20 protein-coding genes and 1 tRNA gene are annotated in these 24,347 nt (G+C 62.5%); 12 read left to right on the forward strand and 9 right to left on the reverse strand.

Annotated features, from left to right (window positions below; all coding sequences use genetic code 11):
* The first annotated feature begins 175 nt into the window (after nucleotides 1–175).
* Complete coding sequence (locus EHW12_RS19425) at nucleotides 176–1,003, forward strand: DUF3105 domain-containing protein (RefSeq protein WP_003941378.1); 828 nt, start codon at nucleotides 176–178, stop codon at nucleotides 1,001–1,003.
* Nucleotides 996–1,715: a DUF305 domain-containing protein gene (locus tag EHW12_RS19430; RefSeq protein WP_030537330.1), complete on the forward strand. Its 720-nt coding sequence runs from the start codon at nucleotides 996–998 to the stop codon at nucleotides 1,713–1,715. The genes EHW12_RS19425 and EHW12_RS19430 overlap by 8 nt, the downstream gene beginning before the upstream one ends.
* 55 nt (nucleotides 1,716–1,770) lie before the next feature.
* On the opposite strand, the gene EHW12_RS19435 is transcribed toward EHW12_RS19430, so the two are convergent.
* Nucleotides 1,771–4,140 (reverse strand): phosphoketolase family protein, encoded by a 2,370-nt coding sequence (locus EHW12_RS19435; RefSeq protein WP_118604354.1) that lies wholly within the window; start codon nucleotides 4,138–4,140, stop codon nucleotides 1,771–1,773.
* 242 nt (nucleotides 4,141–4,382) lie between these two features.
* Here EHW12_RS19435 and EHW12_RS19440 point away from each other — a divergent pair.
* From EHW12_RS19440 to EHW12_RS19455, 4 genes are all read left to right on the forward strand, one after another.
* Nucleotides 4,383–4,458 (forward strand) — tRNA-Arg (locus EHW12_RS19440).
* Nucleotides 4,459–4,547: 89 nt separating this feature from the next.
* A complete protein-coding gene (locus tag EHW12_RS19445) occupies nucleotides 4,548–5,474 on the forward strand; it encodes a LysR substrate-binding domain-containing protein (protein ID WP_030537328.1) in 927 nt (308 codons plus the stop codon).
* A 128-nt stretch (nucleotides 5,475–5,602) separates the two neighbouring features.
* Nucleotides 5,603–6,931, forward strand: coding sequence for an MFS transporter (locus EHW12_RS19450; RefSeq protein ID WP_007726181.1), 1,329 nt, complete (start codon nucleotides 5,603–5,605; stop codon nucleotides 6,929–6,931).
* A gap of 2 nt (nucleotides 6,932–6,933) precedes the next feature.
* Nucleotides 6,934–8,826 (forward strand): FAD-dependent monooxygenase, encoded by a 1,893-nt coding sequence (locus EHW12_RS19455; RefSeq protein WP_125052664.1) that lies wholly within the window; start codon nucleotides 6,934–6,936, stop codon nucleotides 8,824–8,826.
* A gap of 73 nt (nucleotides 8,827–8,899) precedes the next feature.
* Here the strand turns inward: EHW12_RS19455 and EHW12_RS19460 are convergent, their stop codons facing one another.
* Nucleotides 8,900–10,429: an MFS transporter gene (locus tag EHW12_RS19460; protein ID WP_065352715.1), complete on the reverse strand. Its 1,530-nt coding sequence runs from the start codon at nucleotides 10,427–10,429 to the stop codon at nucleotides 8,900–8,902.
* A gap of 85 nt (nucleotides 10,430–10,514) precedes the next feature.
* On the opposite strand from EHW12_RS19460, the gene EHW12_RS19465 reads away from it, so the two are divergent.
* A complete protein-coding gene (locus tag EHW12_RS19465; protein ID WP_003941367.1) occupies nucleotides 10,515–10,892 on the forward strand; it encodes a MarR family transcriptional regulator in 378 nt (125 codons plus the stop codon).
* A 233-nt stretch (nucleotides 10,893–11,125) separates the two neighbouring features.
* The gene (locus EHW12_RS19470; RefSeq protein ID WP_003941354.1) at nucleotides 11,126–12,277 is read left to right on the forward strand and encodes a N(5)-(carboxyethyl)ornithine synthase; all 1,152 of its coding nucleotides are present in this window, start codon (nucleotides 11,126–11,128) and stop codon (nucleotides 12,275–12,277) included.
* 9 nt (nucleotides 12,278–12,286) lie between these two features.
* On the opposite strand, the gene EHW12_RS19475 is transcribed toward EHW12_RS19470, so the two are convergent.
* From EHW12_RS19475 to EHW12_RS19495, 5 genes are all read right to left on the reverse strand, one after another.
* Nucleotides 12,287–12,658, reverse strand: coding sequence for a limonene-1,2-epoxide hydrolase family protein (locus EHW12_RS19475; RefSeq protein WP_054781941.1), 372 nt, complete (start codon nucleotides 12,656–12,658; stop codon nucleotides 12,287–12,289).
* Entirely contained in the window at nucleotides 12,655–13,809 is a 1,155-nt protein-coding gene (locus EHW12_RS19480; RefSeq protein ID WP_125051508.1) for a 3'(2'),5'-bisphosphate nucleotidase CysQ, read from the reverse strand. The genes EHW12_RS19475 and EHW12_RS19480 overlap by 4 nt, the downstream gene beginning before the upstream one ends.
* Complete coding sequence (cysC, locus tag EHW12_RS19485; RefSeq protein WP_118604369.1) at nucleotides 13,806–15,650, reverse strand: adenylyl-sulfate kinase; 1,845 nt, start codon at nucleotides 15,648–15,650, stop codon at nucleotides 13,806–13,808. Before cysC ends, EHW12_RS19480 begins: the two co-directional genes overlap by 4 nt.
* Nucleotides 15,650–16,576 (reverse strand): sulfate adenylyltransferase subunit CysD, encoded by a 927-nt coding sequence (gene cysD / locus EHW12_RS19490; RefSeq protein WP_118604372.1) that lies wholly within the window; start codon nucleotides 16,574–16,576, stop codon nucleotides 15,650–15,652. The genes cysC and cysD overlap by 1 nt, the downstream gene beginning before the upstream one ends.
* Before the next feature lie 143 nt (nucleotides 16,577–16,719).
* The gene (locus tag EHW12_RS19495) at nucleotides 16,720–17,655 is read right to left on the reverse strand and encodes a helix-turn-helix domain-containing protein (protein ID WP_047270168.1); all 936 of its coding nucleotides are present in this window, start codon (nucleotides 17,653–17,655) and stop codon (nucleotides 16,720–16,722) included.
* Between the two features lie 116 nt (nucleotides 17,656–17,771).
* Here EHW12_RS19495 and EHW12_RS19500 point away from each other — a divergent pair, with 116 nt between their 5' ends.
* Genes EHW12_RS19500 through EHW12_RS19510 form a run of 3 tightly spaced genes read left to right on the forward strand, consistent with a single transcriptional unit; the run spans nucleotide 17,772 to nucleotide 20,870 of the window.
* Nucleotides 17,772–18,938 carry a hypothetical protein gene (locus tag EHW12_RS19500; protein ID WP_125051510.1) on the forward strand — a complete coding sequence of 389 codons (1,167 nt, stop codon included), beginning with the start codon at nucleotides 17,772–17,774 and terminating at the stop codon, nucleotides 18,936–18,938.
* A 2-nt stretch (nucleotides 18,939–18,940) separates the two neighbouring features.
* Nucleotides 18,941–19,723, forward strand: coding sequence for an SDR family oxidoreductase (locus EHW12_RS19505; RefSeq protein ID WP_007726165.1), 783 nt, complete (start codon nucleotides 18,941–18,943; stop codon nucleotides 19,721–19,723).
* A 7-nt stretch (nucleotides 19,724–19,730) separates the two neighbouring features.
* Entirely contained in the window at nucleotides 19,731–20,870 is a 1,140-nt protein-coding gene (locus tag EHW12_RS19510) for a sulfotransferase (RefSeq protein WP_125051512.1), read from the forward strand.
* Nucleotides 20,871–20,954: 84 nt separating this feature from the next.
* On the opposite strand, the gene EHW12_RS19515 is transcribed toward EHW12_RS19510, so the two are convergent.
* Together EHW12_RS19515 and EHW12_RS19520 are read right to left on the reverse strand one after the other, a co-directional pair.
* Nucleotides 20,955–21,800 (reverse strand): alpha/beta fold hydrolase, encoded by an 846-nt coding sequence (locus EHW12_RS19515; protein ID WP_063316882.1) that lies wholly within the window; start codon nucleotides 21,798–21,800, stop codon nucleotides 20,955–20,957.
* A complete protein-coding gene (locus EHW12_RS19520; RefSeq protein WP_125051514.1) occupies nucleotides 21,797–23,587 on the reverse strand; it encodes an amidohydrolase family protein in 1,791 nt (596 codons plus the stop codon). Before EHW12_RS19520 ends, EHW12_RS19515 begins: the two co-directional genes overlap by 4 nt.
* Before the next feature lie 97 nt (nucleotides 23,588–23,684).
* Between EHW12_RS19520 and EHW12_RS19525 the strand changes: the two genes are divergently transcribed.
* Complete coding sequence (locus EHW12_RS19525) at nucleotides 23,685–24,332, forward strand: TetR/AcrR family transcriptional regulator (RefSeq protein WP_054186755.1); 648 nt, start codon at nucleotides 23,685–23,687, stop codon at nucleotides 24,330–24,332.
* Nucleotides 24,333–24,347: the final 15 nt, after the last annotated feature.

The following is a 24,347-nucleotide window of genomic DNA, read 5'->3' on the forward strand; positions in this document are numbered from 1 at the left end:
GCCTCACGCCTCGCTCTCCGTGAACGTGCGCGGGGCCGCTGTGGCGTGTCGCACGCCACTCTCAAAGTTTGCCCTCAGACTCGGAAAGTACAGTGGTAATGCCCGAGCTACCACCGCGTACCTTCATGCGCGGGCGCGCCACACCTCAAGCCCACACACCGAAAGAGCCCAATCGATGCCAAGCGGTTCCGATAGTCGCGGTCCCAACAAGAACTCCGGGGCCAAATCAGCCAAGGCCATCAAGGCCGCCAACAAGAACAGTCGGCCGGCCAAGAAGGGCAAGGGCGGCGTCCCCGCTCCCCGCCAGATCCCCTGGCTGTCGATCGGCGCCGGTGTGGCTGTGCTCGCACTCATCGCCGTGCTCGGTATCAATCTGTGGCCCAAGGTCGAGGAGCGGCAGGCCCTCGAGCCGTACAAGTACAGCTCCGAGAACAAGGATCCGTCCGACAAGATCGACGGCGTCCTCAAGATCGAGTACCCGGCCGGCCAGCACGTCGATTCCACTCAGCGCGTGGCGTACGACCAGACCCCGCCGTTCGGTGGCCCGCACGACGCCACCTGGGCTAACTGCACCGGAACCGTGTACGCCGACCCGATTCGCACCGAGAACGCCGTCCACTCGCTCGAGCACGGCGCCATCTGGATCACGTACAACCCCGATCTCGTCGACCAGGACCAGATCGACAGTCTCGCCGGACGCGTGAACGGCAAGTCCTACATGCTGATGTCGCCGTACCCCGGTCAGAGCAGCCCCATTTCTCTGCAGTCGTGGGGCCATCGCCTCGAGATCGACAAGGCCGACGACGATCGCATCGATCAGTTCATCACTGCGCTGAACCAGAACCCGAACGTCTACCCCGAGGTCGGCGCGAGCTGCACCAACCCGCTGTTCACTCCGTCGACGTCGCCGTTCGATCCGACACCTCCGGGCGCCGACGCCATCCAGATGGACGGCACGGGCGCTACCCCGGCCACCGACGAACAGATTCCCGCCGGTGGATAGTTCGACGAACACCGATCAGTCTTCGAAGCCGAGTCAGCGCACCGCACTGCTGATCATCGGTCTGATCGGCGCGATCGCCGTCGGTTTTGCGCTCGGCGCACTGACCAACCTCCTCGGACCCGATGCGAAGTCGTCACTGACCGTTCCGGCTTCGGATTCGGTGGACGTGGGCTTCGCGCAGGACATGAGCGTGCATCACAGCCAGGCCGTCGACATGGCGTCCATCGCCCTGACGAAGTCCACCGACAACGACGTACGCACGCTCGCGTTCGACATCTTGACCACGCAGCAGAACCAGCTCGGTCAGATGCAGGCGTGGCTGACTATGTGGGATCAGCCGCTGTCCAAGGTGGGCCCGTACATGGAGTGGATGTCGTCCGATTCGGGCTCCGGCCATGGATCGCACGGGACTTCGGCCACGATGGACATGAGTCATTCCGGGCCGGTCGACACGATGCCCGGCATGGCGTCCCCCGAGGACCTTGCGGCTCTCCGCGCAGCGGAAGGTCTGCAACTCGACACTTTGTTCCTGCAGCTGATGCTTCGTCACCACGAAGGTGGGCTTCCGATGATGGAGTACGCAGCAGCCGACGCCACCGAGGGGCCGGTGCGCAGCCTGGCGCAGACGATGGTCAACACGCAGCAGAGCGAGTCCAAGCTGATGACCGACATGTTGGCAGCTCGCGGCGCAGTGCCACTGCCCATGAACTGAGCTGCACTGCACTGAGCCGAAATTGTTCAGACCCAACTGGGCCTGGTCCTGAATTTCAGGACCAGGTCCAGTTTTCTACTTCCGGCATGTCTTCGAGGTGCTCGACGATGTAACGCGAGTGCTTTTCGAGCTGTGTGCGGCAGAACTCCGCCAACTCGGACGCCCCGGCCGGCCGACGCTTGGAGCGTCGTAGCGCCTCGATCACCAGGTGGTAGCGGCTCATCTTGTTGAGGACAACCATGTCGAACGGTGTTGTGGTTGTTCCCTGTTCACTGAATCCGCGAACGTGGAAGCGCTCGGGACTCGGACGCCCGTGAATCAGTTCGTGCACGGCACGCGAGTATCCGTGGAATGCGAACACGACGTCGGTCTGCGCGGTGAACAGATCGAGGAAAACCCGCTCCCCGAATCCGTGGGGATGCTCGGTGGGGGTCAGCAACGCCATCAGATCGACGACGTTGACGACGCGGGTGATCAGTTCGGGTGTGTGATCGCGCAGCAACTGTGCAGCAGCCAGGATCTCCTGCGTCGGCACATCTCCCGCGGCGGCCAGGACCACGTCCGGTTCCTGTCCGCGAGCCTCGGTTCCGGCCCATTCCCAGACCGAAGCGCCCGCCGCGCAGTGCTCGTGCGCTTGCTCGAGCGTGAGGTACTGCAGGTGCGGTTGCTTGTCCACGACTATCAGGTTGACGTGGTCGGTACTACGCAGGCAGTGATCCGAGATCGAGAGCAACGTGTTGGAATCCGGCGGCAGCCACACGCGGATCACACTGGGTGCCAAGGGAATAACGGCGTCGATCATGCCGGGGCCCTGGTGACTGAATCCGTTGTGGTCGTTGCGCCAGCACGTACTGGTCAACAGCACGTTGAGCGAAGCAACAGACGCCCGCCACGGCAGGTCGACGGCATGTTGGAGCCACTTGGCGTGCTGGATGAGCATCGACACGCTCACCATCGCAAATGCTTCGTAGCTCGCGAACATCCCGTGTCGGCCCGACAGCAGATAGCCCTCGAGCCATCCCTCGCAGAGGTGCTCGCTGAGGACCTCCATGACACGACCGTCCGCGGACAGCCCGTCGTCGTAGTCGGTGATCGGCAGTTGCCAGCAGCGATCGGTTGTCTCGAATACGGCGCCGAGGCGATTGCTCGACGTCTCGTCCGGACAGAAGAGTCGGAAGATCCCGCCGCTGTCCTCGGTTTCCGTGGCGGCGTAGATGTCGCGCAGAAGCTCGCCGAGAACTCGCGTCGTCTCGTGGAAGGTCGAACCCGGGGATTGGATGGGAAGCGCATACTTTTCGAGCGGCGGCATCGGGAGATCGACGCGAAGTCGTCCACCGTTCGCGTAGGGAGTGCTCCCCATGCGCTTGTCCCCCGTCGGCGAGAGCGCCGCCAGTTCCGCGGCCAGTGATCCGTTGGCGTCGAACAACTCGTCCGGACGGTACGACCGCATCCACTCTTCGAGTTGCCGCAGATGTGATTCGTTGCTTCGCACGCCGGACAACGGCACCTGGTGCGCACGATGTGTGCCCTCGACCAAGATTCCGTCGACGGTGTGTGGACCGGTCCATCCTTTCGGCGTCCGCAACACGATTGCCGGCCACGAACCCGTCCACTCCTCTCCGCGGCGTGCGGCACCCTGCATCTCGCGGATCTTCTCGTGCGCCTGCGAGATCGCTTGATACAGCTGAGGAAACACCGCGTCGGGGTCGTCACCGGAGACGACGATCGGCGCCCACCCCTGTCCACCAAGATAGGCCTGGATGTCTTCGTCGCTGCTGCGTCCGTAGACCGTCGGCCCGGCGATCTTGGCACCGTTCACGTGCAGGATCGGCAGTACCGCGCCGTCGCGTCGTGGATTCAGGAACGCCGGGAGCTTCCACGAACCGGACAACGGCCCGGTCTCCGCTTCGCCGTCGCCGATCACACAGGCCACCACGAGGTTCGGATGATCGAAGGCAGCGCCGGCCGCATGGGCAAGGGCGTAGCCGAGCTCGCCGCCTTCGTGGATGCTTCCGGGTGTCTGCACACTCACATGGCTGGGCACTCCGCCGGGAGCGGAGAATCGCCGACACATCCGGTGGATGCCCTCGGCGTCGTCCGAGACTTCCGGATAGATCTCCGAGTACGTTCCCTCGAGATACGTCGACGCGACCAGCGCCGGACCGCCGTGCCCGGGACCGGTCACGTAAAGCCAGTCTGCGCCGGTGGCGACGATGTGCCGATTGAGGAGCGTGTAGATCATCGACAAGCCGGGGCTGGTCCCCCAGTGCCCGAGCAGTCGGGGCTTGATGTGCTCGGCACGCAACGGTTCCCGCAGAAGCGTGTTGTCCTTCAGATAGATCTGCGCGACGGTCAGGTAGTTGGCCGCTGCCCACCACTTCAGGTCGAGCGCGAGCTGGTCTTCGGAATAGTGGTGATCGGTCATCAACGACTCCCGTACCTCACGAGGGTGCCCGAGCGGTCCGCCCGAGCCTGTGCTCAGAGCCGAGCCTAGGCGTAAAAAGCATCCGAGTCAGTCGGTACAGATGATTCGACGACCATGGTCCCGGCCGCATCCTCGACTACCTCCCGCGAGGACGCCATGCCGAGACGGGTGCCGGTTTGGTCTTGTCCCCCCGTGATGCGCTACGCTAACGCAGCCCAATCGGCACACCGAAAGTTCGGTGCGCCCCCGTAGCTCAGGGGATAGAGCGTTCGCCTCCGGAGCGAAAGGTCGCAGGTTCGAATCCTGCCGGGGGCACCACGAAGACGCAGGTCAGCGATTGATCGTCGACCTCTTCACGGTGCCACACCAAAATATTCAGGGCAATCTACCCGACTACTGTCGATCTCATGCCTCGCATCGATCCTGCTCCCACGTACACGATGCGTCAGCTGGCCGCGTTTGTCGCGGTAGCCGAGACCGGAACGATCAGTGCCGCGGCCGAGCGCCTGCACCTCTCTCCTTCCGCCCTGTCCGCGGCGCTCACCGAACTCGAACGCGCGCTCAAAGTTCAACTGTGCGTTCGCCGTCGCTCATTCGGCATTCAACTGACCCGCACCGGCGAATCCGTTCTGGTGCGCGCCCGGGCGCTACTTCAGCAAGCCGGGGAACTCGAATCCGATGCGCTCGGAACCGGCGGAAGCGTGTCGGGGCCCATCGCGATCGGCTGTTATCCCGCTCTGGGGCCGACGGTATTGCCGTCGATGATCGCCGGGTTCACCCGTGAGAATCCTGACGCGCAGGTGGAGTTCCGCGAGGACACTCAGAATCGGCTCCAGACACATCTCGAGAACGGCGAGTTGGACCTCGCAATCGCTTACGACCTGGACCTGTCTCCACAATTGCGCACAGTTCCGTTGGCCATCCGCGAACCCTTGATCGTCCTGGGTGCAGAACACCCACTCGCGCGGTCCGAGCGACCGATCCATCTTCCGGACCTCGCGGAACACCCGATGGTTCTCCTCGACGCGCCGCCGAGCACCAAACACGCGCTCGACGTCTGTCGCGCAGGCGGATTCGCCCCGAAGGTTGCCTACAGAACTGCGAACTTCGAGACGGCGCGAGCATTTGTCGGCCGTGGCCTCGGCTGGACGCTGCTACTCCAGCGGCCCAAGATCGACGTCACGTACGAGGGGCTCGAGGTGGTCGTCAAGACCATCGCTTCCCCCGCCGTGCCGTCGGTGCACGTAGTTCTCGCTTGGCACCAGAACACTCGCCTCAGCCGCGTCGCACGCGCTTTCATAGAATTCGTTTCACCCTCAGAACCTGCCCAATAGTCCCGCTACCAGGCAGCGGAGCTGGTTCCACGTATTTTCCGTGCAAGAACCTCCAATTCTTTCGCTTTTCAATTGTTGTGGCGCACGTCATTGTTTCTTCAAGCCACATTCATCTCGAAAGGCACTTCATGACCTCCATCGCCTCACCGACCGCAACGCGCGCCGCCGCGACGGTCAAGGCGCGTAAGGCCGCCCTCGGCAGCTTTGTCGGCACCGCCATCGAGTGGTACGACTTCTTCATCTACGGCACCGCCGCCGCACTCGTGCTCGGCAAGCAGTTCTTCCCCGGCACGTCCGATCTGGCCGGCACCCTCGCCGCCTTCGCCACCCTCGCCGTCGGATTCGTCGCGCGTCCCATCGGCGGAATCGTGATGGGCCACTTCGGCGACCGCATCGGACGCAAATCCATGTTGGTCACCTCGTTGATGCTGATGGGCTGCGCCACCGTTGCCATCGGGCTGCTACCCAACTACGCCGCTATCGGCGTCTTTGCCCCCATACTCCTGGTGACCTTGCGATTCGTTCAGGGACTCGGTGTCGGCGGCGAGTGGGGCGGCGCAGTTCTGGTCGCCACCGAAAACGCACCGGAGGGCAGGAAGGGGCTGTACGGCAGCGCACCACAAATCGGTGTTCCCGCAGGCGTACTGGTGGCCAATCTCGTCTATCTCCCCCTCGCCGCCTTCATGGACGACGATGCATTCAACTCCTGGGGATGGCGAATCCCGTTCCTGCTCAGCGCAGTTCTGGTGGGCGTTGCGATGTGGATCCGTCTCGGCCTCGAGGAAAGTGACGAGTTCACCGCGTCGAAGTCCGAGGCACCGGCGGAGTCCATGCCGATTCTCGAGGTTCTCACCAGACACTGGAAGACTGTGCTCCTCGCCGGTGGAACCTTCATCGCCACCAACGGAATCGCGTACGCGTACATGGTTTACGTCCTCAAGTACGGCGAGACCGAACTTGGCTTCAGCAAGACCACGATGCTCTTTCTTCTCATCGCGTCCTGCCCGTTCTGGATGGCGGGAATGGCTTTCAGCGCTCACAAGTCGGACACTCTCGGACGCCGGACCGTCTACATCCGCAGTTCGATCACCCTGGTAGTGGCGGCAGCGGTGTTCTTTCCGCTGATCGACACAGCGATCGTTCCGGTGATGCTCGTATCGATGATCGCCCTCGGCTTCACGCTCGGCTGCTGCGCCGGCCCACAAGCGGCACTGTTCGCCGAATTGTTTCCCGCACACATCCGCTACAGCGGAGCGTCACTCGGCTACCAGATCGGCGCAATCCTCGGCGGCGGTCTGGCCCCGATGATCGCCACCGCGCTCTACGCCGCCTTCGATACCTCGTTCGCCATCACCGCCTACTTCGTGATCATTGCCGTGATCAGCCTGGTTTCCATCCTGCTGCTCCCGGAACCTCAATTGATCCCGAAAAACACTGCCGCACAGAAAGCCTCGTGACCATGTCGACCTACTTTCATCCGAAGAAGTACGCACCCGAGGACTTCGCCTCCCTGGCGCCTTCGGCCGACGCACTTCCCGTCGTGATCGTCGGAGCCGGCCCCGTCGGCATGGGCGTAGCCATGGGCTTGGCGCAGCGCGGCATTGCCGTCACGATTCTCGAAGCAGCCGATCAGGTCTCGTTCGGCAGTCGCGCGATCTGCGTGTCACGCCACAGCCTCGAAGTTGCCGAACGCCTCGGCTTCGGTGCCGAGCTCGAAGACATCGTTCTGCCGTGGGTGGGTGGTCGGAGTTACTACCGCGATCAGGAAGTACTGCAGTTCCGCATGGCATCCGCCGAGCACGACGCGCGTGGACCCATGGTCAACGTCTCGCAATCCGAGTTCGAGCAGATCATGACCGACAAGCTGCTCGCTTACCCACTGGTGAACTTCCACTGGTCGTCGTCGATCGCCGGCATCTCCGTCGGTGACGACGAGGTGACTCTGACCGTCGACACCGCGTTCGGAACCCGCGAACTGCGCGCGGCGTGGGTCGTTGCCGCCGATGGTGGACGCAGCAAGATGCGCGAACTCAGCGGAATCCGCTTGCAGGGCAACAGCTACGAGGGCAACTACGTCATTGCCGACATTCATTGGGAATCGGAACTCCCGGCCGAGCGTCTGGTGTGGTTCGACGCACCCAGCAACCCGGGGTCCACGATCATCATGCATCGCCAACCACGGGACATCTGGCGCATCGACTACCAGCTCGACGCCTCGGACGATCCGGAAGCGGAGACGCAAGAAGATCGCATCCGTGACCGCATCACGCGTCACCTCGAATGGCTCCAGAGCGACATCCCCTGGACCCTGGAATGGTTCGGCTTCTACCGCGCCCACGCACTCGCTCTGGAAGATTTCACTCACGGCCGTGTGCTTTTTGCCGGCGACGCCGCGCATCTCGTTCCGATCTTCGGTGTTCGCGGCCTGAACTCGGGCATGGAAGACGCCGAGACCTTGGTGTGGCAACTAGCCGCCGTCATCAACGGAGCTGCCGATTCCACCATCCTCGACGCGTATTCGAAGGAACGTCGCAGCGCGTGGCAGCAGAACGTCGACAACGCAGGCAAGTCGACGCTCATCATGTCGCCGGGAAGTCACGGCTACCGGACCACCCGCGATGCCGTACTCGAAATCGCCACCAAGCGAAGCGAATTCGCGCACCTCATCAACCCGCGCCAGTCGAGTGCGACGCACGCCCGGCTCTCCCCGCTGACGTGGCCCACAGCTGCGGGCGCCGAGGGCGTACTACCCGGCGATCCGTTGGAAGACAGGGTCGTCCAGGTCTCGGCGGACGGTTCATCTACCTCCTTGAACAGTCTGCGCGGTACTGGATTCGGCCTGCTGGCTTTCGGACTGTCAGCTGAGCTGGTATCCGAACTCGACACGCAAGCCGAAATCCTTGCTCAGGCCCTTGCACCGGAAACCGTACGCGTGATCACCGTGGGAACTACCGACTCCACGGTTCCCGATGCCGAAGGCAATCTCGCATCTGCCCTCGGCGCACGTGTCGGCGAGATCTTCGTGATTCGGCCCGACGGACTGGCGCTGTGCCGCATCAGCGATCCCACGCAATTGAACGACGTGGCCAAACACCTCACCGCCGGCACTGCGCCGACGCACTTCGATACGGCACAGTCGGCGACAACTGCGGTGGTCGACGACGAGGGCCATCGCGAGCACGTCTGGTTGGCACTGTCGAACGCACTCGATCAGGCTGATCCGTCCGACCGCGAAGCCATGTTGGTGCGCCTTGCCTTGATTCTCGGTTCGCAAGCTACGTCGACGAGCTTCGACGTAGCACTGAAAGACGCTGCCCTGAAAGACGCTGCCCTGAAATCTGCCACCCGATAGTTCAGACACAGCAACTCGGCCGCGCAGGATTGTCTCCTACGCGGCCGAGCGCATTCGCGGATGAAGCAAGTATTCAGTTGACCTCGGCCAATTCCTTTTCTTCCTCAGCGCGCCTTTCACGCACGGATCTTCCCCGCTGCGACCTTCCACGTAACAGCGGCGAGACGGTGATCGCCAACCCCACCAGCGCGACTCCGGTAACCAGGATCAGTCCGGGATGGAACTGCTCGAATCCGGCGGTACCGGCGCCGGACGCGGTGTGCGATCCAGCGGTCACGAGGGCAGTGGTCAGAGCGAGCACGAGCGCCGCACCGACCTGAGCGGAGGTGTTCACCAGCCCGGACGCCAAACCCTGCTCCGAGTCGTCGACACCCGAGGTGGCCTGGGCCATGATCGAGGTGTACCCCAGCGCGAATCCGAGTCCGAGCAGGATGACGCTCGGCAGAATCGCCACGACGTACGACGGTGAATCGCTGCCCGCGAAGAGGAACCAGAGGTACCCGACGCTGAGCGAGGTCAGTGCCGCGATGATGAGCTTGGCACTGCCGTACAGGTCGACCAGCCGTCCGACGAACGGCGATCCGAATGCGACGATGATGCCCGCGGGCAGCAGTGCCATCGCCATCTTCAGGGGCGACCAGCCGAGGGCCGACTGCAGGAAGATCGTCATCATGAACTGGAAGCTCAGGTAGGAACCGAAGAGCGCGATGATGGCCAGATTTGCACGAACGATGGTGCCGACGCGCAGAAGCCCAAGTCGCACAAGCGGATGCGCCACCTTCTTCTCCACGAAGAAGAACGTCGCCAGAAGCACGGCTGCGACAGCGAACGAACCCAGCGTCATCGGGTGTGCCCATCCACGGGTCGGAGCCGAAACCATCGTGTACACCGTGAGAAGCATTCCCGTCACCAGGGTGACGGCGCCGACGAGGTCGTGTCCCCCGGTATCTGCGGGACGGTCCCGCGGAATGAGGAAGTACCCACCGATCAGCGCGAGGACGGCAAACGGAACCGGCATAAGGAACGTGAATCGCCAACCGGCACTGGTCAACAGCCCACCGAGGATCAGACCGGACGAGTAACCACTGGCGCCGAACACGGAGAACACCGACAGCGCACGGTTACGGGCCGGACCTTCCTTGAACGTCGTGGTGAGAATGGACATTGCGGTCGGAGCGGTGAAGGCCGCGGCCAATCCCTTCACGAATCGTGATGCGATCAGCAGTGTTCCGTTGTCGACAAGGCCACCGACCAGCGAGGCGATTGCGAACACGGTCAGTGCGATCAGGAAGACCTTCCTGCGCCCGAGAAGATCGGCGGTACGTCCACCGAGTAGCAACAGGCCGCCGAATCCGAGGACGTAGCCGTTGATGATCCACTGCAGCGAGGTAGTGGACAGGCCCAGTTCATTGCCGATGGACGGAAGCGCGACGCCCACCATCGACACATCGAGACCGTCGAGGAACAACACGAGGCAGAGCACCGCGAGGATGCCCCACAGCTTGAGGGACCAGCCCTCCCCTGTGGCCGGATCCGAGGATTCCGTAGAAACCGGGGCGTCCGGCGAATCGAATGGTTTGAGTGTCGAGTCTGTGCAAGTCACGTCAGCGAGAATAGATGCACATGCACATAATGCACAAGCATTTAATGCAATTGCACGTAATCGAGTCTTCAACTAGAATGCGGTCGTGACGTCGGAATCCGAATTGCGCAACACCTGGCGCTCGCTGTCGACCAGCTACAACGACATCGCGTGCGAACTCGATCGCCAGATGCAGTCGGCGCATGGGCTGAGCATGAGCGACTTCGAGGCTCTCGACCGACTCATGGACGCCACGTGCGAACGTCCACGCATGCAGGAGCTTGCCTCGGAGATGTACCTGAGTCCCAGCGCGCTCTCCCGTAGCGTGGCCCGTCTCGAGAAGGCCGGACTGGTTCAGCGAGCACTGTGCGAGGCCGACCGGCGCGGAGTCTTCGTCGACGTCACCGACAAAGGACGTCAGGTACACGCGGACGCCAGCAAAATTCAACTGGCCGTACTGGATTCACGCCTGCGCGAGCAGTAGCCACACGTCAGCGGAGCACAACACAGCGCCCGGCCACCGGGCGAGGGCCGTTCCGGACTAGACTGAGCACATACCGACGCGCCTTTCTGTTGCCGTCGGCGATCGACAGCAGCGCAGCCAGCACGCTTTCACGCGGTCCTGGCCGAGGCAATCTGCCAGCGTTCCTGCGGCTTCTGCTAGTCCCTCAGGCTCCTGCCTGACATCTCTACCTGCTCCTATCGAGAGATACACAATTGAACAACGCACGCACCCTTGGAGTCATCGGACAGTCGAGCAAACCGGCAGAACGCCGGTTGCCGATCCATCCTGCGCATTTCGATCGCATCGATGCCGAACTACGTTCTCGGATCTACCTCGAAGAAGGCTACGGTCACCCCTTCGGCTACTCCGACGACTACCTCTCGCGCCTCGTTGCCGGAATCCGCACGCGCAAGCAGATTTTGGCGGAAACCGATGTGGTTCTGCTACCGAAGCCGTTGGTGCGTGACCTCGCCGAGCTACGATCAGGTCAGGTTCTCTGGGGCTGGCCGCACTGTGTCCAGGACACCGAACTGACACAGATCGCGATCGACAAGAAACTGACTCTCATCGCCTTCGAGGCCATGAACTTCTGGCACAGCGACGGATCGTTCAATCTGCATGTGTTCCACAAGAACAACGAGCTCGCCGGTTATTGCTCGGTACTGCACGCCCTGCAGTTGATCGGTTCCACCGGTGACTACGGCCGGCGTCTCACCGCTGCCGTGATCGGTTTCGGAGCCACTGCACGCGGCGCGGTCACAGCACTCAAGGCGCACGGTATCCACGAAGTGGACGTCCTCACCCAGCGTGGAGTCACCGCCGTCAGCTCCCCCATCCACTCGGCGCGCATGGTCTCGTTCGACAACAACAACGGTGACGTCCGTGGCAGCCACGTCATGCTCGACAACCACAGCGTGCCGGTGCCCGGTTTCTTGGCCGAGCACGACATCGTCGTCAACTGCGTACTGCAGAACACGGACGCCCCACTGACGTTCCTGACCGAGGAAGACCTCATGGACTTCCAACCCGGCAGCCTCATCGTGGACGTATCGTGCGACGAAGGCATGGGCTTCAGTTGGGCTCGCCCCACCTCGTTTGCCGAGCCGACCTTCATCGTCGGTGACAACATCACCTACTACGGTGTCGACCACAGTCCGTCATACCTGTGGAACTCCGCGTCGTGGGAGATCAGCGAATCACTTCTTCCCTACCTGCCCACTGTGATGGCAGGAGAGACGGCCTGGAAGGCAGACGAGACCGTCGACCGCGCCATCGAAATCCGTGACGGCGTCATCGTGAATCCCGCCATTACGCGTTTCCAGCACCGTTCGGCGGACTACCCGCACGCTGTCATCGCGGAGTAGACGCCCCGATCAGGCCTGGCCGGCTGCCGCGTTGATCGGTGCCATGTCGAAATAGTCGCGCCAGGCTTTGATCTTTCCGTCCTCGACTTCGAACACCCCCATGACCGGGAGCGCTACCTCGGCGCCGTTGATGGTGAAGACGTCGATGCGCTCGTTCATGACGGTGTTGCCGTCCGCGACCTGACGCTTGATCTGAAAGTCGATGTTGCCGAAGGCACCGACAAACTGCTCGATGAACGCCCGGACGGCCTCGCGACCGACCACGGGCTCCATCGGGATGTTGTGATAAACGACGTCATCGGTGAAGTAGTCGACAATTTTCGCGACATCGGCATTTGCCCACAGTGCGCAGAATTCGGTGACCAGCTTGTCCGGTGTCATTGTGTGCCAGCCTCTTTCGAATCGTCTTCGTGGGGTTCGATGATTGCCAGGATGCTTTCGATCTCGCCTGCCGGTATCCCGAAGTACTCGGTCACGAAAACCGTGACGGCCGGTGCCTGGCCAGGTGTTCCGAGGTCGAGCAGATACCGGGCTACGACGCTCTCGCCCCACTCACGCAGCGCGAGTTCACGTATCGCCACGATTCCGCGATATTGCTGGCCTTGTTCGAGCTCGTTGCTGATGAAGGCGCCGCTGTCACCGGTTCGCTGACCGTTCTCGACCCGCCAGGCGTCGGCGGCGAAGCGGACCTTCGTTGCGTCATGAGTGAGCAATGCGTTCACGTATTCACGCGCCATGGCGACGCGTCCGCTGACCGCAGACTCCGTGGAGTGCTTGGCAATTGCGCCCAGGATCGACTCCGACAACTCCGGTCGGCAGATCACGAGATCCGGCAGGTACGGATGAGATTCGTTGTAGAGCAGCGGCGAACCGTCGATGCGGCTGCAATACAGTCCCGCCGCCTGTGCGACGCCGACGGGTGCAGCCGAATCCCATTCCCACTGCCCACCGGCGTGCAGGTACGCGTCGACCTCGCCGCGCACCACCGCCATCGCCTTGGCGCCGGCCGATCCCATGTGCACCACGTCGGCGCCGAGTTCGGCTGCCACCGCTTCGGTGAATGCGGGTGGTCGCGATCCGCTGACTACTACGCGGAGCGGCGAGTTGGCGACAACCGAAGCTGCCTCGTCGCCACTGGAGTACACCGCTCCGAGCGCCGGCTGAGCAACCGCGGCTGCGGTAATTCCGCTACCGCGCTCCCAAAGCGCCACGTGCACTGCCCAATCCGCATGATTCGGCAAGCCGTATTCCTTGGAGCCGTCCAGCGGATCGATGATCCAGACCCGAGCTGCATCCAGACGACTGCGATCGTCGGCAGATTCCTCAGAGAGCACGGCATCGCCCGGCCGCTCGGCAGCCAACCGGTCGAGGATGTAGGAATCGGCGGCCTTGTCGCCCCGGCGACCCAGTTCCCGACCGTCGTCGACACCCAGACCCTCGGCTCGGATCCCCAGGAGGATCGCACCGGCGGCCTGCGCCAATTCCGCCGCGAGTGCCTCGTCGGCGATTCTGCTGTGTGTGGATTCGCTCACCGGTCCAACACTTCCATAATTCGCAGCGCAAGTTCGGTAGGCGTTCCGTCTTCGGGTCTGATCACCAGCTCGGGACTTGTCGGAGCTTCGTAGGGATCGTCGACTCCGGTGAATCCCGTGATTTCCCCGGCCCTGGCCTTGGCGTACATGCCCTTGGGGTCTCGGGCTTCACATTGCTCGATCGGGGTGTCGACGTAGACCTCGACGAACTTCAGCCCGGCGGCCTCGTGCGCCGCCCGCACTCGATCACGATCTTCGCGGTACGGGCTTATCAGGCAGGCCACTGCCACTGCACCTGAATCAGCGAACAACTGCGCCACCGAGCCGACTCGGCGGACGTTCTCGGCGCGGTCATCGGCACTGAATCCCAGATCCGCGTTCAATCCGTGCCGGAGGTTGTCGCCGTCGAGGCGGTACGCCGGGATACCCGCGGCCACCAACCGCCGCTCGAGTTCCACCGCGATCGTCGACTTACCCGAGGCCGAGAGACCGGTGAGCCAGACGGTGGCGCCGGCAGTCGCACGTTCCTCGCGAGAAACCTCCGAACTGTGCCAGACGACGCGCGATTCCTTGAGTGTCGGACCGTTGATCATTCCGGCGGCGACGGTATTGCCCGTGGTCTCGTCCACGAGAATGAAGCTGCCCGTCACGCGGTTGCGGCGGTAGGGATCGAACATCAACGGCTGCTGCGTCTTGATCGAGATGCGGCCGATCTCGTTGAGGGACAAAGATTCTGCCTTCTCGTCGCGGTGCAGAGAATTGACGTCCAGCCGGTAGTCGAGCTTGACGATCTGCGCTTTCGTGGAGCGCGTGGTGTGCAGCAACGAGTAGCGATTGTTCTCCGACAGAGTTGTCTGTTCGGTCAACCAACAGACCATCGCATCGATTTCCTGCCCGACCTGCGGCCGGTTGTTGAGCCGACACAATTGGTCCCCGCGGCTGACGTCGAGATCGTCGGTCAGCTCGATGCATACGGCCGAGGGCGCAAACGCTTCGTCGATCACGTCACCGCCCGGCCCGTGGACTGCCTTCACCGTCGAGGTGAATCCTGAAGGCAAAGCCACGATTTCGTCGCCGGGCTTGAAGACGCCACTGGCCACCGTTCCGGCGTATCCACGGAAATCGTGGAGGTCGGCGTCGGTCTGCTTCTGCGGACGGATCACGTACTGCACCGGGAAACGCGCGTCGATCAAATTGCGATCCGACGCGATGTGCACCTGCTCGAGATTGTGCAGCAGAGAAGGCCCGTCGTACCAGGACATGTTCTCGGTCCGGGCAACGATGTTGTCCCCCAACAGCGCCGAGACCGGAATGAACGTCAGGTCGTGGACGTCCAGTTTGATCGCGAACTGTCGGAATTCTTCCTTGATCTCCTCGAACCGTTCCTGAGACCAGCCCACGAGGTCCATTTTGTTCACACACAGCACGAGGTGGGGTATCCCCAGGAGAGTGGACAAGAAGGCGTGCCGCCGCGTCTGTTCGAGCACCCCTTTGCGAGCATCCACCAGGATCAGGGCAAGATCGGCCGTCGACGCGCCGGTCACCATGTTGCGGGTGTACTGCTCGTGCCCGGGAGTGTCCGCGATGATGAACTTCCGATGAGGGGTCGCGAAATACCGGTGGGCCACGTCGATCGTGATGCCCTGTTCACGCTCGGCGCGCAATCCGTCGGTCAGTAGCGCGAGGTTGGCGTACTCGTCGCCGCGTTCTCGGCTGCTCCGTTCCACGGCCTCGAGTTGGTCCTCGAAGATCGACTTGGAGTCGTAGAGCAACCGGCCGATGAGTGTCGATTTTCCGTCGTCGACACTGCCCGCTGTAGCGACTCTCAGCAGTTGCGGCATCAGAAGTACCCCTCTTTCTTACGATCTTCCATGCCAGCTTCGGAAATCCGGTCATCAGCTCTGGTTGCGCCACGCTCCGTGATACGGCTCGCCGCAACTTCTTCCACGACAGCGCCCGGTGTTTCGGCCGACGATTCGACACATCCGGTACACGTTGCGTCGCCGACCGTACGGAAGCGCACCAACGCCTCGTAGGACTCTTCGCCGGCGCGAAGCTCGAGGAAACGGGTGCGTGCCAACAACATTCCGTCGCGTGGAACCACCTCGCGACGATGGGCGTAGTAGATGCCGGGGAGGTCGATCTGCTCGCTCTCGATGTACTGCCAGATGTCGAGCTCTGTCCAGTTCGAGAGCGGGAAGATCCGAATATGTTCGCCCTTACAGTGTTTGCCGTTGTACAGGTTCCACAGTTCAGGTCGCTGCACCTTCGGATCCCACTGCCCGAATTCGTCCCGGAAGCTGAACACCCTCTCTTTGGCGCGCGCCTTCTCCTCGTCTCGGCGAGCACCACCGAATACGGCGTCGAACTTGTTGTCGCGAATTCCGCGCAGCAACGCGTGCGTCTGCAGGCGATTGCGACTGGAACCGACTCCGGTGTCCTCGATGACGCGTCCGGCGTCGATGTCGTCCTGCACGCTGGAGACGACAAGACGCAGGTTGAAGCGATCGACCGTCTGGTCGCGGAATTCGATCACCTCGTCGAAATTGTGACCGGTGTCGACGTGCATCACAGCGAACGGCAGTGGGGCAGGCCAGAATGCCTTGGCCGCTACGTGCAGCATCACGACGGAATCCTTACCTCCGGAGAACAGGAGGACCGGCTTTTCGAAAGTCGCTGCGACTTCGCGGAAAATATGGACCGCCTCCGCTTCGAGTGCTCGCAGATGCGACAACTCGTAGGCGAGCGGGGTCTGGAGTGTTGCCATGTCTTTCGCTCCTGAGCATCACGTACTCCGTGCGGAACACCATTTCCGCATCGGTACATTTATGTACCGGACTGGTTCTAAATTGAACGCAATCACAGAATAGAACTCGTTCTACCCAAAGGTCAATGACCGGCAATAAGACGTCACAGACCGCGAACCGGACTCCTGCCACCAACTTCCGCCGTCACCGCATCCGCCGCCGCAACCAGCACCGCGGCGCGGCGCTCGATCTCGGCGCCCGTGATCGCCCCACCCACATAAAGTGTCAGCACAAGGGCCTGATGCCCCTCGGCGTCGTAGGTCGGGGCCGCGATGAGACTGACGGGATGCTCGTCGTCAGAGCTGATGTCGCGCCCGAGATACACCCTCTCGCCCAGGCTCGACACCATCTCACCGAGCAGTTCACGCACCTCCGGCGGAAGATCGTGCGTCGCAACGCCCGCCATCAGCGTGTGCAGTCGCTGCCCGACGGGATCCAGACTCTCGACCAGATACCCCGCAGCCCGACACTCGCGGACCACGTTCCACAGACGCTCGCGATCCAAGCGCACCGGCAGGCTCGGCTCTTTGCTCAGCCAACTGTCCATGTCGTGATCCGAACCCCAGAGGACGTACATCAGTCCGACCGGTGGAGCGAACGGGTACACCTGACCGACCTTGGCGGCGCGACGCGCGCCGATCGGTCCGGTCACTTCGAGAACGCTGATCTGATCACCGATCACACCGGACGCCGTGCACGTCGTCCCGAACTCCGTGCTCACTTTCTCCAGATGGGTGCGGGCAATGGGTCCGACGGCAAATCCCCGCTGAGCTGCACGTCCGGCTGCGATCAAGGCCGGACCGAGCCCATAGGTCTTCGACACCTCGTCCCGAGTCAGGTATCCACGATCAGCCAGCGCCGTGAGGATTCCCAAGCAGGTGGGCTTGCTGATCTCGAGCGCGCGGGCCAGTTCCGACAGCCCGAACCGCTGATCAGGGCGACCGACGAGGTAGTCGAGCACCTGAACCACCCGTTCGGTGGGAGGCGATTGTCTCCCCCTCGGGCGTCCCTCTTCAGGCGTCTTCTCCGGTCCACCCATTGACCACTCCCTAGAACGCGTTCTATTGTCGAAATACCCAACATCTACCAAATAGGTACATATTTGTACCACGACGCTCTGGACCGGCGACATAGTCGGAACTGTGAGGAGCCAGCGTGCTGACGGACCCGTTTGCCGAGGCGATCGCCGAAGCCGAGAAATTGATCGAGACTGCGCCGCACATCAGATCCGAACAGGATCTACTGGAGGGATACCAATATCTGGCCGGCGGAATCATCGCGACGACGCATGCCGCCTGGGCCGGCGAAAAGACCCATCCGAGTTTCATCCAGGGCACCGGACCATTCACCAAGATGGGCCTCGACAACCCCGACACTCTGTACTTCGGCGCCCGAATCAACGACGACAAGGAATACAAGGTCACCGGAAAGCGCGGCACCACAGCCGATCTCAGCTTCCAGGTGTTGAGTGGGAACTACACCAACTCGAACGTTCCCGGCAGCGAAATCGCCTTCGACGACCGCGAGCTGGAGATAGACGACGACGGTAACTTCGTCGCTTGGTTCGGCCCCGGCCCTGCCGACGGCCGAGCCAACTACTACACCCTGGCGCCCGGATCCTCGCAGCTGGTTGTTCGCGAGGTCTACAGCGACTGGAGTCAGCAGCGCGGTGTGATCCGCATCGAGCGCACCGATTCGATCGGGATAGCGCCGCCACCTCTCACCGCCGAAGAGACCGAGAAGCGTTACGTCCGGGCTGGGAAGGCACTGGTCACGCGGGTCAAGACGTGGCTCCAGTTCCCGGAGTGGTTCTACCTCAAGCTCGCGGTCAACACCATGACCGAACCACGCCTGACACCGGGCGGGCTGGCAACGCAGTACTCGTCGGTGGGACATTACGAACTCACCGACGAGCAGGCGATGATCATCACCGTTCCCGCCTCCGACGCACCGTATCTCGGCTTCCAACTGGGGAGCCTCTGGTACATCTCACTGGACTACGTCAATCATCAGACCTCCCTCAACAACGGCCAGGCACAGGTCGATCCGGACGGGATGGTTCGAATGGTGGTCAGCGAGAAGAACCCCGGTGTCACCAACTGGATCGAAACCGTCGGACATCCGCGCGGCATTCTGCAGTTCCGTTGGCAGCGCGTGTCCCGCGAGCTGACGCCGCAGGACGGTCCCACCGTCGAAATCGTCGCCGTCGCAGATATTGCGAAGCACCTGCCGCATTTCGACACCAACGCCATCACCGCCGAGGACTGGGCAGCGCGCATTGCCCAGCGCCAGGCCGCCATCGACAACCGAATGCTGGGGTAATCATGACCGCCTTGCTCGAAGACCGTGTAGTAGTCATCTCCGGAGTCGGCCCGGCACTCGGCCGCGCTCTGGCCCTTCGATGTGCGTCGGCCGGCGCGAGTCTTGTTCTCGCAGCACGTACGCAATCGCGACTCGACGACGTTGCGAAGGAAATAGTCGATGCCGGTGGGCGCGCCGTCACCGTTGCCACCGACATCACCGACCAGGCTTCCGCCGAGAATCTGGTGGCCGAGTCCATTGCCGCCTACGGCAAAGTGGACACTCTGATCAACAATGCATTCTCGATTCCGTCGATGAAACCGTTGGCTCGCACCGATTACCAGCACATCCGCGACAGCATCGAACTGACCGTGCTGGGTGCGTTGCGCCTGACTCAGCTGTTCACGCCAGCACTTGCCGAGTCGGACGGCTCCGTGGTGAACATCAATTCGATGGTGTTGCGGCATTCGCAAGAGCGTTACGGCAGCTACAAGATGGCGAAGTCGGCCCTGCTCGCCATGTCGCAGTCCCTGGCCACCGAACTCGGCCCGCAGGGAATTCGTGTCAATTCGATTGCACCCGGCTATATCTGGGGAGACACCCTCAAGGGATACTTCGCGCACCAGGCGGAGAAGTTCGGCATGACCGTCGAGCAGATCTACGAGCACACTGCGTCGAACACCGACCTCAAGCGCCTGCCGACGACGGATGAAGTATCCGATGCGGCGATCTTCCTGGCGTCCCCGATGGCCAGCGCGATCACCGGCCAATGCATCGACGTCAACTGCGGCGAATTCCATCACTAGGAGCACCATGACTGAACGCACTCACGTCGGCACCGTCGAGGATCTCCATGCCTCGGCGACGCGGATGACCGGCCTGACGGACTTCGGCGCCGACGATTACACCGAGGCTCTGTCGGTCCTCCTCGAGTCTTACGACCGGGACGAGGATCTGACGCCGTTCGGCAGCAAGATCTCTCGGGTATTCCTTCGCGGCGCCCTGGTGGCCCGTCTGCTCAGCGAATCGGCGTGGAGGGAGCATCCGGAACACGCCGACGTCAAGATCGAGCGGCCGATCTTCGTCACCGGATTGCCGCGCACCGGCACCACTGCCTTGCACCGCCTCCTCACGGTCGACCCGGCTCACCAGGGCCTCGAGATGTGGCTGACCGAGTTCCCTCAGCCTCGCCCGCCTCGCGATACGTGGGAATCGAACCCGGTCTTCGCCAAGATCGAGGAGACATTCGGTCAACACCACGTCGAGCATCCCGAATTCATGGGCGTGCACTACATGTCGGCCAGCGAAGTCGAAGAATGTTGGCAACTCTTGCGTCAGACGTTCAAGTCCGTGTCGTACGAGTGTCTGGCCAATCTACCCACGTACTCCGCATGGCTGAAGGACCAGGAGTGGTCGAACGCCTATGCACGACACAAGAAGAACCTGCAGCTGATCGGTCTGCCCGATCAGGATCGACGGTGGGTCCTCAAGAACCCGAGCCACCTGTTCGCGCTCGACGAATTGATGGAGGCGTACCCCGACGCGCTTGTCATCCAGACTCACCGCTCCCCTTCGACGATCATTCCGTCGGTATGCAGCCTGGCCGCCCAGGCGACAGAGGGTTGGTCGAACACGTTCACCGACAAGGTGATCGGCGAAAGTCAGCTCGAATTGTGGGCCAGGGGGCTCGAGCAGTTCGACAGTGCACGCGCACACCATAATCCCGCGCAGTTCATCGACGTCGACTATCAGGACTTCGTCACCGATCCGCTGGGAACCGTCGAGAACATCTACACGCATTTCGACATCCCGTTGACATCTACCGCCCAGCAGTCGATGGAGGCCATGCACGAGGAAAGCCGCTCGGGTGCTCGCAAACCGTCGCACAAGTACACGCTCGAGGAGTTCGGCCTGACGAAGGAGCAGGTGGAACAGCGATTCGGAGCTCGCTGACCACGGTTGGTCGACGACCTTGCTGACGACCTTGCTGACAACTGAAGCCCCGCCGAACGGCGGGGGCTTCAGTACGAAACTCGGTCAGCTACTGAAATGCTCACCGAGCAACCGATCCAACTCCGTCGGCGCCTCGTCGGGGATCCAGTGGCTCACACCCCGGAGAACTTCGAACCGGTACGGACCGTCGACAAACGCGGGGGTGAGCGCAGACCCCTTGGGTCCGATGGCGGCGTCGCCGTCACTCCAGACGTGCAGGGTCGGCACGGTGACCCTGGCAGTTGCGGGGTTCGGCTTGGTCATCCACATCGCGCGGTACCAGTTCAGACCGCCGCGTAGCCGACCGGGAGCCAGCATGGCGTTCAGATCGCGCCGCGCGTTCTCCGGCGTCTGCCCGCTCGAAATCAGGAACTTTTCACCCGCCGACGTGGAGGACAGAATCTTCTCGGGGACGAAGGGCAATTGGAACGCCCCCATGTACCACGACTTCAGTCCCTGTGTGCTGGTCACCATCGCCTTGATGAACGCCAGTGGGTGCGGAACCGACACCGCGGTCACGGTATCGAGCAAGTCCGGCCGTTCGGCGGCCACCTGCCATGCGACTGCGGCACCCCAGTCGTGGCCGACCAGGTGCACTTTGCCCACCCCGAGTGCGTCGATCAGTGCGACAGTGTCAGCGGCGAGTTCGGACCCGCGGTACGCCCAGCGCGCTTTCGGCCGCGCGCCGGGTGAGTACCCTCGCTGATCCGGTGCGACGGTCCGGAAGCCGCGGTCGTGCAGTAGCGGTGCGAGCTGATCCCACGAGCTCGAATCCTGCGGAAATCCGTGCAGGAGAACCACCACCGGACCGTCTGCCGGACCTTCGTCGCGTACGTCGAAGGTCAGCCCGGTCCGGGAGTACGAGGTGAGGCGATCCGCCGGTGTAGTCATAGCGCCACGCTAGTCTTCGCGGCCCTGGTAACCGGAGCCTTTTCACCGGCACGCAGGAACTGACCTGTCTTTTCGATTCCGAATCCGGGGGCGAATTCGCCGTCGCGGTAGACGAGTCGGCCGTTGATCACCGTAGCGACCGCTGCGTCGTCGCTGCGGTTGACCATCCGGCTGATCCCGCCGTACTCGGGCACGTTTGCCTCGAACAACCCGTCGACCGACTCGTCGAGGCCGGCCGGGTCGATGACAACGAAGTCCGCGCGGTCACCCTGGCGCAGATGTCCGGCGTCGATGCCGTACCAGTCCGCCAGTTCTCCGGTCAGTCGATGGATTGCGCGCTCGATGGTGAGGAACGGCTTGCGGTCACTCTGAGCGTCCTTGACGCGCTTGAGGAGCCGCACGGGGTAGTTGTAGAACGCCATGTTGCGCAGATGTGCGCCGGCATCGCCGAAGCCCATCTGCACACCGGAACTCGCGGCGAGTTTCTTCGCGAACTTGGGCCGGTGATTGGCAATGGTGGTGCGCCAGCGAAGATCTCGCCCGTACTTCACCACCAGGTCGAGGTACGCGTCCACCGGGTGCACTCCGCGGATGTCACCGACCTGACCGAAGTTCTTGCCGATCAACGTCTCGTCCGGGCATCCCACGATGACCGCATCGTAGAAATTGCGATGCCAGATGCGGGGTGAGAACTTGTTGTCGTAGTCCTTACGAAATGCGCGACGGTACGACTCGTCCTGGAGCAGTTCGTTGCGCTCCACCTGGTCCTTGAGGTGCAAAGCGGCGGCGCCAGCACCGAACTCCTCGAACACGACGAGGTCGATTCCATCCGCGTAGACGGTCAAGGGAACCGGAAGGTGCTGCCACTTGAAATCGGTCTTGGCGAAGCGATTGAGCAGTGGGGCCGCAGCGAGCATGAAGTACACGATCACCGGGTAGGCCTTCGAATCCGCGCCGGAGAGCAGCGACGTCTTGAGCGGCTTCTTGCGTCCGATCGCGGAGCTTTCGGCGAAGAACGCCGCGACGTTCGGATGCAGGTTGATGGTCGGAGCGCTCTGCAAGATCTTGCCGCGATCGCGAAGGATGCGGTTGAGGAATCGGAACTCTTTCCACCGTGCATACGTCGACGGCAAAGAGCGAGAACGATATTCGTCGCCGTCGATCTTGTCGAGGGCATTGGTCATCGACGACAGGCCGAGCATCCCAGCGTCGATGGCATCCTCGAGCATCGAGCCCATCCGGCCGAGTTCCGAGCGAGTCGGCTTGACCTTCTTGTCGGTGCCGCGCCCCAGTCCGAGTACGTGCGTGCGGATGTCGGAATGACCGATGAAGGCCGCGACATTGGGTCCGAGGGGAAGGGCTTCGAGGGCGGCGGTGTACGCCGCGGGACCGGTCCAGGTCTTGTTCGCTTCGAGGATGCGCAGCACCGCGTCGTGGGGAACTGCTTCGACCCGGCTGAACAGATCCGCGATCTCGCGCGGCGTCGAATACACCGTCGACAGCGAGCAATTGCCGAGCACGACCGTCGTGACGCCGTGGCGAACCGATTCCGGAAGCCCTGGACTGACCAAGGCTTCGGCGTCGTAGTGCGTGTGGACGTCGACAAAGCCGGGGAGAACCCATTTGCCGGCCGCGTCGATCACTTCTGTGTCCGGCCCGATCTCGAGGCGCGTCGTGGACACCTCCGCGACCACGCCGTCTCGAATTCCGAGATTACGACGCAGACCTGGAGCCCCCGTCCCGTCGAACCACAACCCGTCGTTGACCACGATGTCGAAAGCAGACACTGTCGGACTCCTCGCCTCACGTATGTGTTACCTCACGTTATAGACAGCGTTGAGTAAAAGTCAATGAACCTTCCGAACCAATACATAAGATGACGGAATGGCTGCAGTCCCCCGCTCCCCCGAAGACCGTCAGAGGCAAATCCTCGAGGTGGCAGTACAGATGCTGCGGACCGAGCCTTTCGACCAACTGTCGATGGATCGCGTCGCAGCCGAGGCCGGTGTCTCGCCGCCACTGCTGTTCCACTACTTCAAGAACAAGAAGGGTTTCCAGAACGCCATCCTCGAGGCCGCCTCGGCCGATCTCGAAGATCGAATGCGACCGGATCCCGAGCTACCCATCACGTCCCAGCTGCGCTCAGGTATCGAGACATTCGTCGACGCCGTTATCGAGCACCCCACCATTTACCTCGCCGTGATGCGTATGGCCGGCAGTGGCGACGTTCGAATGCGCACGATCTACCGAGGCATGCGCCGCACTTTCACCACGTGGATCGTCGCTGCGCTGACGAATCTAGGCATCGAATCGAACGCGACCGTGGAGGCGACAATCGCCGGGTGGCAGGCATTCATGGAGGAAATCGTCGTCAACTGGATCGACGAGCCGACGCTCGAGCGAGGCGAAATGGTCGACCTTTGCGAACGAATCTTCTACCACTGCCTACCGGCAGCGGGCATCAGCGTGGAGCAAATAGTGGCAGCCACCGTTGCCGCGACGGCCAGTGAGTCCGGCGCAACACAACTGTGATCTTCGTGCCGGGGT

The sequence above is a fragment of the Rhodococcus sp. NJ-530 genome (assembly GCF_003860625.1).
Classification (GTDB): Bacteria; Actinomycetota; Actinomycetes; order Mycobacteriales; family Mycobacteriaceae; genus Rhodococcus_F; species Rhodococcus_F qingshengii.